10 protein-coding genes and 1 pseudogene are annotated in these 12,094 nt (G+C 55.3%); 1 reads left to right on the plus strand and 10 read right to left on the minus strand.

Annotated features, from left to right (window positions below; all coding sequences use genetic code 11):
- Positions 1-3: 3 nt before the first annotated feature.
- From AC2FH2_RS10205 to AC2FH2_RS10240, 8 genes and pseudogenes are all read right to left on the minus strand, one after another.
- A pseudogene (locus AC2FH2_RS10205) lies at positions 4-933 on the minus strand (NAD(P)-dependent oxidoreductase); the annotation flags it as partial.
- A 98-nt stretch (positions 934-1,031) separates the two neighbouring features.
- Positions 1,032-2,036 carry a Gfo/Idh/MocA family protein gene (locus tag AC2FH2_RS10210; protein ID WP_496823430.1) on the minus strand — a complete coding sequence of 335 codons (1,005 nt, stop codon included), beginning with the start codon at positions 2,034-2,036 and terminating at the stop codon, positions 1,032-1,034.
- Positions 2,033-3,535: a UxaA family hydrolase gene (locus AC2FH2_RS10215; RefSeq protein ID WP_142634774.1), complete on the minus strand. Its 1,503-nt coding sequence runs from the start codon at positions 3,533-3,535 to the stop codon at positions 2,033-2,035. The genes AC2FH2_RS10210 and AC2FH2_RS10215 overlap by 4 nt, the downstream gene beginning before the upstream one ends.
- A 24-nt stretch (positions 3,536-3,559) precedes the next feature.
- Positions 3,560-4,510: a phytanoyl-CoA dioxygenase family protein gene (locus AC2FH2_RS10220; protein WP_142634772.1), complete on the minus strand. Its 951-nt coding sequence runs from the start codon at positions 4,508-4,510 to the stop codon at positions 3,560-3,562.
- A gap of 10 nt (positions 4,511-4,520) precedes the next feature.
- Positions 4,521-6,143, minus strand: coding sequence for a TRAP transporter large permease (locus AC2FH2_RS10225; RefSeq protein ID WP_142634770.1), 1,623 nt, complete (start codon positions 6,141-6,143; stop codon positions 4,521-4,523).
- Positions 6,143-6,985: a TRAP transporter small permease subunit gene (locus AC2FH2_RS10230; RefSeq protein WP_246097147.1), complete on the minus strand. Its 843-nt coding sequence runs from the start codon at positions 6,983-6,985 to the stop codon at positions 6,143-6,145. The genes AC2FH2_RS10225 and AC2FH2_RS10230 overlap by 1 nt, the downstream gene beginning before the upstream one ends.
- 16 nt (positions 6,986-7,001) lie before the next feature.
- Positions 7,002-8,171, minus strand: a complete 1,170-nt coding sequence (locus AC2FH2_RS10235) for a mandelate racemase/muconate lactonizing enzyme family protein (protein WP_142634768.1) — start codon at positions 8,169-8,171, stop codon at positions 7,002-7,004.
- A gap of 79 nt (positions 8,172-8,250) precedes the next feature.
- On the minus strand, positions 8,251-9,264 hold the full coding sequence (locus AC2FH2_RS10240; RefSeq protein ID WP_142635164.1) for a TRAP transporter substrate-binding protein: 1,014 nt from the start codon (positions 9,262-9,264) through the stop codon (positions 8,251-8,253).
- Between the two features lie 198 nt (positions 9,265-9,462).
- Between AC2FH2_RS10240 and AC2FH2_RS10245 the strand changes: the two genes are divergently transcribed.
- Positions 9,463-10,113, plus strand: a complete 651-nt coding sequence (locus AC2FH2_RS10245; protein ID WP_142634766.1) for a GntR family transcriptional regulator — start codon at positions 9,463-9,465, stop codon at positions 10,111-10,113.
- Here AC2FH2_RS10245 and denD read toward each other — a convergent pair.
- Both denD and AC2FH2_RS10255 read right to left on the minus strand, forming a co-directional pair.
- Positions 10,110-11,045, minus strand: a complete 936-nt coding sequence (denD, locus tag AC2FH2_RS10250; protein WP_496689784.1) for a D-erythronate dehydrogenase — start codon at positions 11,043-11,045, stop codon at positions 10,110-10,112. The two genes, AC2FH2_RS10245 and denD, sit on opposite strands and share 4 nt — an antisense overlap.
- 29 nt (positions 11,046-11,074) lie before the next feature.
- Entirely contained in the window at positions 11,075-11,959 is an 885-nt protein-coding gene (locus AC2FH2_RS10255; protein WP_496823432.1) for an NAD(P)-dependent oxidoreductase, read from the minus strand.
- Between the last annotated feature and the right edge of the window lie 135 nt (positions 11,960-12,094).

A 12,094-nucleotide genomic window follows, 5' to 3' on the forward strand; every position in this document is an offset into this window, starting at 1 on the left:
CGATCAGGTGTTGAAACGCTTGACGTAGTAGTCAACCATCTGGCTGACCATGTCGTCCGCCTGACCGTGGTCGCGCGCGTCAATCAGCGCCGAAAGCGCGCCCTGCGACATCACGCTGGTAACGCCTGCCTCGTGTGCCATGCGGTCATAATACCCAAGGTCTTTTGCCGCGTTCTTGATGGCAAAGGCCAGCTGATTTGGGTCATCCTCGACGCCGTAGGCTTTGACGAAATCCATCATTCCGGAATGCAGCGGCCCTGCGGCCATAACGTCATACACCTGCTTGCGGTCAACACCGGTAATATCTGCCATGGCAAAGGCTTCGGCCATTGCGTTCGCGACGGTCATTCCGAAGAAGTTGTTGATCAGCTTGATCGTGTGTCCGGACCCAACGGGGCCAAGGTAAAAAACGTTTTCGCCCAAGTCTTTCAGTGTCGGCTCGGCCTTGTCAAAGGCAGCCTTGTCGCCGGAAGTCATAATGTTGAGCTTGCCCGCTAGCGCGTGCGAAGGCGTACGGCCAAGCGGCGCATCAAGATAGCTTCCGCCGGCTGCGGCAACCTCCTCGGCCAAGGCGCGTGTGCTGCCTGGAAGCGAAGTGCCAAAGTCGATGACGATCGCCCCGGGTTTCAATCCCGAAATCACTCCATCTGCACCGCGCATACGGCCCTCGACCTGTTCGGAGGTACCCATGCACAGCATCACGATGTCACTGGCCTGAGCCAGCTCGTGGGCGTTTTCCATCTCGCGGGCTCCTCGGTCAATCGCGGCGTCCAGGTATGTGCGGTCGCGGTTTCCCAATACCGTGACCGAGTATCCTTGGTCCAACAGTCGGTTCACCATGGCTCCGCCCATTAGTCCCAAGCCGATAAACCCGATTGATGGTTTGCTCATTGGTTTCCCTTTCCGTAAATGTCTCTGGTTTTCATTCTTGTGTCTGGCGCGGGCGGTTTTGAAGTTCGGATGCTCATATTGCCCGGCGTGTAATCATAGGTTTTTGGGTGGCCCGGTTCTTCGCCGGGGCCGGATTTCCTTCAGGTCGGTGCCCGCGCTCGAGCTGACCGCGCTTTTAGCCCCTGTTCTATCCGTGATGTGACCTCGAGCGTCCGGGCCGCATCCTCGACGTCGATCAACGGTGAGGCGCCGTCGATCACGTCAAGGAAGTGATCCAACTGGGCATCCAGCGGCTCGCGTTTCTGTTTCGGTCGTAGAAGTTGGTCTTTTTGGGCCGCAGTGCCCCAATCCTTTCCACGCCACAGGGTCATGGAAGGAAAACTTACAGCGCCCTTGGTTCCAGTGATCCACATCATGTCCTGTCGGGTTGTGCCGATATTCGGGTTTTCGCCGGTTCCGGCCTCAAACCCCCAAGGGCTGGGTGCGGTGTCGGCAAAGCTGATAGTGCCCGTTGCGCCGTTTTCGAACGCGATCGCGATAGCCCCGCTTTCTATCCGATCTGATCCGCGGATCGACGCGCCAGGCAGGGCGACGACATCTGAGATTTCTCCGATCACAAAGCGCATGACATCGATATCATGCACCAGGTTGATCATGACTGGGCTGCCATCGAAAGTCCGCCAGTTCTGTTCAAAATAACTCTCGGGTTTGCGCATGGCCCACAGCAACGAGACGTTGATAACTTGTCCGATCGTACCTTGCGCGATCACTTCTTTCAGTTGCTGCAAGGTTGTGTGATAACGCCGATGGTGGCCTACAAGGCTGCGGACATTAGCCTGGCGAACGGCCGTCCTCAGGCGCAGGGCATCATCGACTGATGCGGCAACCGGCTTTTCGATTAGCATGTGCCAACCGCGGGATGCGGCCAGAATGCCATGTTCTGCATGCAGGCGGGTCGGCGTCGCAATGATGACGCCATCCACCGGGTCCTGCACCTCGTCCACACTAGCAAAACGCGGCACGTCTATCTTGATCGAGCCATCTGGATCGGCCAACCCGACCAACATACAGCCGGGATGCTCAATCACGGCGCGGACGTGGCGGATACCGATCAATCCACCGCCGGCTACAAGGATCCTTTTCACATCACCGCTCCGATTTGCCAGGGAACGAATTCGTAGTCACCCAAGCCCTGCGCCTCGGACTTGGTCCGCGCGCCCGAGGCGACTTGGAGCAGCCGTTGGTATATTTCCCGTCCTTTTTCTTCGACGCTGGTACCTTTGGTCAGAATGTCGCCCGCATCCACGTCCATGTCTTCGGGCATGCGCGCTGCCAACTCAGAGTTAGTAGCGATTTTCAGCGTGGGTGCCGGTTTGGACCCAAATGCAGAGCCGCGTCCCGTGGTGAAGCACACAAGGTTGCACCCGGCCGCGATCTGCCCGGTCACCGAGGCCGGGTCATATCCGGGGCTGTCCATGAAGGTGAAGCCTTTGGCGGTGATGGGTTCGGCGTATTTGAATACACCGGTCAAAGGGGTGGTTCCGCCCTTCGCCGCTGCCCCCAGCGATTTCTCAAGGATGGTCGTCAGACCGCCTTGCTTGTTGCCGGGGCTTGGGTTGTTGTCCATCGAACCGTGATTGCGAGCGGTATAGTCCTGCCACCAATCGATCAGTCCGATCAGTTTGTCCCCAGTTGCACGACCAAGGGCGCGGCGGGTTAAAAGGTGTTCGGCTCCATAGATTTCGGGCGTTTCCGCAAGGACACCTGTGCCGCCTTGGGCAATCAACAGGTCGCAGGCATGTCCGAGCGCAGGGTTCGCGGTCACACCTGACCAAGCGTCCGATCCACCGCATTGCAGCGCAACCATCAGTTCGGACGCCGGGGCTTCGCTGCGCCGCGCCTCATTGGCAAGGGGCAGCATCTGGTTGATCTTGCTGATGCCCATTTCCACGGTCCGGCGCAATCCGGCGACGTTCTGGATGTTCATCGTATGGAAGGTGGGGCTCTGCTTCAGCCCATACGCGTCCAACAGCCAGTCGATCTGGTTCATCTCGCAGCCCAGACCGACCATCAGAACAGCAGCGTGGTTGGGATGTTTCGCAAACCCCCACATGACCCGTTGAAGAGCTTCGAAACCGTCGCCAGAGTCGGCCATTCCGCAGCCCGTTCCGTGGACAAAGGCAACCACGCCGTCGACGTTCGGAAACTCTGCCAGCTTGTCCGGTGTGAAGTGGTTGGCAATCATGCGGGCCGCAGTCGCCGAACAGTTCACGGTGGTCAGAACCGCGATGTAATTGCGCGTACCGAACCGACCGTTGTCCCGGTGGTAGCCCATGAACGTATCGACCGAGGTGGCGGGTTTCATGGGCCGGTGGTCCGTCGCAAACTCGTAGTCCACGCTGGTATTACGGAACTCGATATTGTGGGTGTGCACATGGTCGCCAGGTTCGATCCGTTGGGTGGCGTAACCGATAATCTGGGCGTATTTTCTGACCGGATCACCGGGTGCAAGCATACGCGTGGCGACCTTGTGTCCCGAAGGGATGCGCGCATTGGTCGAGACATCTTCGACCATACTACCGGCCTCCAGCGGCCGAGTTGCAACCACCACGCTATCCGTTCGATCTAAACGTACAAAAGTCATAATCAGCTTTCTTGGCAGCAGCAGCTAGGCGCAGAACGGCGAGTCTGATGTCCACCGGTGAATATCTATATGCGGCTGTCCGGACAGCCTTGCTCGTGCCGCTTCCCAATTGGACTTACAGACGCGCCAATCTCGCAGCTCGGTTTCGGGGTGCGATCTGGACCTCGCGATGAAGCTGGGGAAATGATCTCGACCGGTGGGTTGGCCTGTCGCACTGAAGCGGATGTCGAACGACCAGCGGAACCGGTCCGTTTCATTGACCAGCGAAGCATGTGGCGTCAGAGGGTGAAACAGGATGATCCCGCCTGCCTTGACAGGAAGGGGCACGGCTCGGTCTTCGTCAATGAACCCGTCGGCAATGCCTGTCTGTGTCCGCGCGCAATGCGGCAGGATGGATTGGTCTTGTGCCTTTGGCAGCACTTGCAAGCAGCCGTTTTCAACCGTTGCATCGTTGACGGCAATCCAAACCGTGACCATGTCGGTCTGGTCCGCATCCTCCAACGCAACCGCCCGGTCCTGATGCCAGTCCGTTGCGGTGATATGCGCGCGCACCTCGTCCTTGCACAGCTTAAGGGCAGGGGGCTTCAGCCGAACGTGCTGGATCGGATTGCTGACCAACTCTGGCCCGATCAACTGCTCGACAACGTCAAGCATGGGCTGGGCCGTCAGCAAGTCGAACACTGCGGGCCCAATATGTAACGGTGTGTCCGCCATGATCCGATCACCGGGCAGCGAGATGTCCAGCGGCTGGAAATAGTCGCAACCGGCCTGATAGGCGGACAGAAGTTTGTCCCAGAAGGTCATTCTCGACGGCTCGTTCTTGACCAGCCCTTTGTTGTACCAACCGTCATAGAGCCGGTTCAGGACATCCGAGTATTCGGCCTGTACCCGATCCAGGACATCGCCGGGAATTACATCCTCGACCACGAGGTATCCGTCCGTCCGGAACTTGCCAATCTGATCTTGTGTCAGCATGGGTGCAACCTCACAACAGCAGCGCGATGATGCCCGGCCAGATCAGAAGAACGGAAAGCGCCAGCAACTGGATCCCGATGAATGGCAGGAAGCCGCGGAAGATATCCGTCAGGCTGATATGCGGCGGGGCTACCGACTTCAGGTAGAACGCGGCCGGTCCGAAAGGTGGCGAGAGGAAGCTGACCTGCATGTTCATACAGAACACGACGCCGAACCAGATGGCGACATGACTCGGCTCTAGCTGGCCAAAGACCCCGATTTCCTCAATGGGAAGGCGCAGGACGATCGGTAAAAAGACCGGAATGATCAACAGAACGATGCCGACCCAATCCATGAATGCGCCCATGAACAGCAAGATCAGCATCATCACCAGAATGACCAGCATGGTCGGCAGCTCCTGGCCGACGATCAGGTCGGCCACGTATTGGGGCCCGCCAGCAATGGTGTAGGCACCCGCCAGCGCGGCGGCCCCGATCGTAACCCAGATAATGGTACCTGTGGATTTTAACGTCCGCATCAAGCTGTCCCAAACCAGCTCAAACGATCCCTCGCCCCGCAGGATAGCGATGATCAGGACGGCGAAGGCGCCCATGCCTGCTGCCTCGGTGATGCCTGTGATCCCGCCATAGATCGAGCCGAGAACGACGCCGATGACGACCAGCGGTGCAACGAGGCCTTTGCCCATTTCCCACCCTATTTTGGCGCGCTCTCTGCCAAAGACGAAGAAGATCAGCAGTAGGGCGACGATCGTGATGCCGGCAAACCAGGGCAGGTAGTCAGCTGTCCCCAGCCGCGCTGGTTCACCCTGGCTGGCAGCGTTTGATCCGGAAAGCTCGAAGAACGCAGCCCGGATAAACAGAACGGTGGAAAATCCGGCGACGACGATGCTCATGAAAGCCCCAAACAGTTTGCGTTTTTCAGCCGGTTCGGGGTCGTTCGGGTCCGGCTCCGGCAGCGGAGCGTGATGAGGATTCAACTGCGTGCGGATGATGATGTACAGGATGATCATTGAGGCCAACATGAAGCCGGGAATGAAAGACGCGGTGAACAGCGACTTGATCGAGGTTTCGGTGATCAGCCCATAGATGATCAGAACGATCGAGGGAGGGATCATAGTGCCAAGCGACCCCGAGGCGCAGATGACGCCGATCGCGAGATTCTGATCGTAGCCGAGGCGCAGCATCTGGGGCAGGGCGATAAGGCCCAGCAGGACAACCTCACCGCCGATGATGCCGGACATGGCCGCCATGATCACCGCCATGATCGAGGTCACGATTGCGATGCCGCCGCGTGTTCTGGACAGCCAGACATTCAACGACGAATACATGTCCCGCGCGATCCCGGACCGCTCTAGCAGCGACGCCATGAAGATAAACAATGGAACTGATATGAGCACGTAGTCCGTTAAGAGCCCGTATATCTTCTGCGCCAGGATATAGAGCGGCCCAGTGCCTGGCCGACCGGTGAGAACCCCGTCGCCGAACGAAAACGGGTTCAAAAGCAGTGTCGGTTCAAACTTCAGGACCAGAACCAGAACAGCAAGAGAAGCCGAGGCCAGACCCAAGGGCATTCCGATCGCCAGAAGCACGATCAGGGCGACCATCAGGATGAGTGAGATTGTTCCAATATCCATCAGTCTTGTCCCACCGCTCGTTTGATCATTTCAATTTCGTCTTCGTCCGGTTCATCTGTGTGGATTTCCGGTTCTTTGTTCCAATCCGCGATCAAGTTCAAAATTGCTTGCATTGCGACGAGCGTAATCACGATCAGCACCATCGGCTGCAACGTCGCCGGGATCGGAGGATTGAAGGCGGAGCCATAAAGCTCCCATTTATAGAGCTTGTTGACGAACACCTGTTTGTAGCTGCCGTAGACCAGAAAGAAGGCAAACAGTACGATCAGGATTGTCGAAACCGTATCAAAAACACGCTGAAGCCAACGTGGAACTGCGTCGTACAGCAGGAATATTCGAATGTGACTGCGTTGTTGCATGGCGTAGTAGCCAGACATCAAAAACACAAAGCTGGCGAACCAGAGTGTCATTTCGTTGGCCCACTCGGTCGGCTTTTCCAGGATATAACGCATGAAGACTTCGTAGAGCATGACGACAGTCATGATTGCGATCATCATCATGGTAACTCGGCCTATGAACAGGGCGAAACGATCCATAACCGTCGAGCCTTCGAACTCCATTGTCGCTGGGCGCACGGTCTTGGTGCCAAACACTGCAAGAAACGGTAGAAGGACGAGCGCGGCCACGTCGATGATGTCGACATACCCCCCGAACACGCCAGGTAATTCGGGCGTGACGTCGCTGCGCAGATATATTTCCGTTACCTGGCTTTTGAGGGATTCAGAGGTGTAAGGCAGCCAATCCAATAGGAATGCCGGGAGATGCCAAACAAGCCAACTGGCAGTCGCGACGAAGGCCAACGGTATGAGCCATTCAATTGGTCCGCCTGAATTCTTGTGCATCGCGTAACCCTCGTCCCTATCCTTCGATCCTGTAGTGATCGATAAAGTCTCGATCCGGCTCGACCCCCAGTCCGGGGCCAGTCGGGATCATGACACGGCCGTTGTTGGCCTTGACCTGATTTTGAATTTCCAGTGGTACGGTCAGCAGATCGTCCCGAAACTTGTTGTCCGTCGTGTCGAACTCCAGCATAGGCTCCCAAGGATGCAAGCCGCCTGGAATTGGGGGCATGGCCGCCAGTAAATGCAGATTAGTTGCGACAGCGATGGCGCTACCCCAGACGTGATTTACGACCGGAGTGAAATGTGCGTGGCATAGTGCTAGAATCCGGAGATACTCTGAAACACCGCCCAAAGCGCATACTTCTGGCTGCGCTATATCGATGCCGCGATTTTCAAGAAGATTGCGCCAAGCCCAGCGATTGAAAACTGCCTCCCCGCCCGAGATGTTGACTTTCAGCGAAGTGCGCAATTCGCGGTACCCGTCAATGTCTTCTGGCGCGACAGGTTCTTCGAACCAATATACGTCCAGTTCTTCCAACGCCCGACCGACAAAAAATGCGTCCGAAGTCGTATAAGCATGGTTTGCATCGACCATATAAGGAAAGTCGTCACCAACTCCGCGTCGAACTGCTTCGCACAGCTTCACATCAGGCTTCGGGCCAAAGCCCGTTTTCATTTTGGTGGCGGTAAATCCCATTTCTTTGATCTTTGCGGCTTCCTCCTCAAAACGGCTGGCCAGACTAGAAATCGGTTCATCCCGAAGCATCATGCCGTAGCCGTAGCAAGGAACGCTTGTGCGATGCGCGCCGCCGACAAGCTTATGGAGGGGGAGGCCAGAGATTTTTCCGGTGATATCCCAAAGTGCGATGTCCACCCCGGACAAAGCCTGTATTGGCATTCCGCTTTGGCCATGGTCTCGCAGAAGGTTGTACACCTTGTGCCAGATCACGTCTTTGTCCAAAGGGTCCATGCCAAGGACCAATGGTTGGATTACCTTTTCTACGATAGACTTGTTGGCAATGGCTACGTTTCCGGGACCAAAACACTCCCCCCAACCGGTTACCCCTTCATCTGTCTGAATCTCGACCAGATGGGTTGTACGCTTGTCATAATACTGTTGCGAGTAGCCCAGAACTTCCGGCATGTCGTACTGCAGTATGTGACTTATTATTCTGTTGATTTTCATGAAGTTCTGGATCCCGGCGCCAATCCGGAGGGGCCGCTAGTGCGGCCCCTCCGTGCGTCGTAATTCGGTCGAAGCCTGACTACTGCATTGCTCCCAGGTCACGCAGGAAGTTGATGTGGCTTTCCAAAAGCGCCTGTGCCTCAGGGGTCGTCGCAAATTCAGTCCAACCGACCTGAACGGCCGCGCGATACGCTGCCAGGTCTTCAGGCGACCATTCGTACAACTGAACACCTTTTGCTTTCAGGTCTTTTGCAGTCTGAGCGTTCTGCACTTCATTGATTGTGGCATTGTGCAATGCCAAGCTATCCATTGCGACTTCCATGATCTTCTTGTGGTGCGCAGGCATAGCTTCCCAAACTTCTTTGCGACAGGCTAGGTGATCTGCCGGCATCGAGTGAAAACCGGGATAGTTTGTGTGACCTGCGATCTCGTACAGACCCAGTCCCACGTTGTTAGTCAGGTTCGCGGCATCCGCGCCATCAATGATACCGGTTTCCAAAGCCGTAAAGATTTCGTTGAAGTCCATAACGATCGGAGAAGCACCAAGTTCCGCGAACACTTTGGTCGCAAGGCCTGGAGGGGAGCGGAATTTCCAATCTTTGAAGTCGTCCACTTTTGCAATCGGCTTGGTCGAAGAAAGCGACTCCGGCCCGGGAATCCACCATCCGATGAACTCCATGTCGTAGCCGTTGTATAGATCATTCACAGCTTCTCTTCCGCCGCCATGAAGAAGCCAAGCCATTTGCTGATATGGGTTCTGATACCCGCCGAGCAGGTCGCCCGCAAACTGGAAGGCCGGATTTTTACCGGTCTGATAGCCGCCGCCCGTCATGTCGCAGTCCAAAATTCCCGTAGCAGCGGCATCGAAGGTTTCAACTGATTTGACCACCGAAGAGGAATAGAACATTTCAACTTCGATTTCGCCGTTCGACATCTCCTGAATGTCTTCAACAAATTTTGCAGCCATCTGACCAGAAAGAGTTTCGGGCGAAAAATGGGTTTGAATTCTAAGTTTCGTTGTTTCAGCCATCGCGAAACCGGCTGCCATTGTCGTGGCTACGGCCGCCACGGCCGCTGTCTTGACTATTTTCATGGTGTCCTCCCAGACGTTGAGCATTGCGCTTAGTGGGAGATCTTGTCGCCTCCGCTGCTGTCACGCAGATAGACGTTAAGCCGACGAATCGAATGCAACAAGAAAAATTTGAAATTTCTAAAAATTTCGAGATTATTGCATAAATTCGAAAAATTGCTTACGACGCTACTTGGACAAAAATTGAAGGCGCATACCTGGATGAAAGAAGAAATCGATATTTATCAAGACCTTAAAATGCGCCTAATCTCTAATGGATTTGAGCATGGAGCCAAGGTGAGAGCCGAAGAACTTCGTAATGAGTATGGCTGTTCTGCGAGTGCGGTTCGGGAAGTCCTTTTTCGTTTGGCCGCTGTTGGATTGGTGGACTTTCAGGAACAAAAAGGTTTCCGCGTGCCGATGCGTTCGCCGCAGAAGCTTATCGAATTGACACACGTCCGTGTTTTGTTGGAGGCCGAAGGCACTGCGATGTCGATCCGCAATGGCGGAGTGGATTGGGAAGCAAGATTGACGGCCGCTCATCACAAACTTAGCCATATCGAAAAACGCATACACTCCACAGACGACCCGAGCGGCCTTATCGAGATATGGTTTGCCTCGGAGAAGGAGTTTCACCAAACGCTTATTTCTGCCTGTGGCTCGGAAACCTTAAAACAAATGCATAGCCGAGTTTACGCGCAATTCAGACAGCAATTGATGGTGGCAGATCGGAACTTTGAGTTCATTTCTCAAAACATAAGACACCATGCCGATATACTTGAAGCAGCATTGTCAGGGGATGAGCAGTTAACACGAGAAAAGATTCACGATCATCTGAAACGCCACCTAACTGGAAAGACGATGGGCGACTAAAGCCGAAAATCGTCTTCCAAATACACCTGAATGATTTCGTCGAAGCTTGATTCCGCCTTGAACCCCAACTCCCGAGCGCGATCTGTTTGAAAGTCGCGCGGCCAATTCTTGACTATTCGTTCGATTGCCTCGTCGGGTTCTCGCCTGATGAGGCCAACTGCATCTTGACCGGCCACATCGCGCAGCGCTTCGATTTGTTCGGCGACGGTGCAACTTACGCCCGGCATGTTTAATGCGCGTCTGTCATTCAAAAGCTGCGTGTCCAGTGTTGCTGCATGGGTCAAAAAAGTCGCAGCGGCGCGGGGGCTGGCGTGCCAGTGGCGAACAGTTACGGCAACTGGTAAGACAGCCTCATCCCCATTCAGTGGCTCTCGGATTATACCTGAAAAGAAGGAAGAAGCGGCAGCGTTGGCCTTGCCCGGGCGTACACACAAAGTGGGCAAGCGCAAGGAAATACCGTCGATGTATCCTTTCCTGCTGAAATCCGTGATCATCAACTCAGACGCTGCTTTCTGCGCTCCGTAACTGGTCAAAGGTGCCGAGAGGAACTCATCGCCAATCTTTTCAGGGAACGGTGCTCCGAAAACTGCTATGGACGAGGCAAAAACCAGACGAGGCGTGTACTCGCCTCCTGATGCCGCGTGTTCATCTCTGAGTGCATTCAGCAGTGCCCAGGTCGCCATAAGGTTGACATCCCAGCCCAACGCAAAGTCTTTCTCAGCTTGGCCTGAAACGATAGCTGCAAGGTGGAATATGACGACCGGGCGCTGAGCTGCAACAGACTTGGCGATGCCTGGCGCAGTCAAGTTCCCCACAATTTGCTTACCTGGCGCACTGTCGAGCGGGAACGAGAGATCGAACAGTGAGATTTGGGCTTCTGGTCCAAAAGTTTCTTGGGTCGAAATTCTATGAGCCAGTTTCTGGCCCAGCATTCCTCCACCGCCTAACACAAGGATCCTCGTCACAGCATCCCGTTCCGTTTTTTAAGTTCCAAATACAAGGCCGAATGATCCAGCTCAGCCCCATCCATTTCGTCTATCAAATATTCGAAACGGTCGCGCACAGATTGGGTGCTGGGTAGCTCAACGCGAAGGCTGCGCGCTTCCTCTAGTATGTTGTCCAAATCCTTTATTTGAAACTTAGACAAACCTCCGGGTACAAAATTTCCGTCAGACATGCGTTCGCCATGTTGTTGCAAAATAATGCTATCCGCAAAGCCCCCCTTCAGCGCGGCCCTCAACGCGGTTGGGTCTGCACCGCCTTGCTGAGCCAGTAGTGTCGCTTCGGCGACAGCAGATATTGTCACAGCGACAATTGTTTGATTGGCCAATTTGCACAATTGACCGGAACCACTTGGGCCAACATGCACAGGCCGGCCTATTGCTGTCAGAACCGGTCGCACGCGCTCCATAACGTCCTTATCACCACCGACCATGATCGCAAGGGTGCCAGCTTCGGCACCTTTGGTGCCACCGGAAACCGGGGCGTCCAGATGCTGCACCCCCATCGAGGATAATTGCGCGGATTGCTCTCTGGCGTGTTCGGGTTTAGCGCTGGACATATCAATCCAGATCATCCCCGGTTTGAGTTGTTCGCGGAAAGCCTCGTCAGAAAGTAGCGCGCCGGTCGCGTACCCATCCGACAGCATGGTTACTATTACGTCTGCACCCGAAACCGCCAGCGGGGCAGTTTCCGCCAATGTCGCGCCTTCTGCCGTCAACGGTTTTGCCTTTTTCAAGCTGCGGTTCCATACGGTTAGCGGAAATTCGGCGCGCAAAATATTCCTCGCCATAGGAGCGCCCATCAGGCCGGTTCCCAATAGAGCTACTTTGAACTGCTTGCTCATAATCCTCTGTCCTTCCGAAGGTGCGCCACGCATGGTTATGGCCAAACCAAAATCTCTGTCATACGCTAACGGCTCTGGGCCCACATGCCAGAAGTCGTTGCAAATCCGCCAAGGTTTCTCTGCTTCTCGGTTGAT

Source organism: Ruegeria sp. YTSA105 (genome assembly GCF_059610225.1).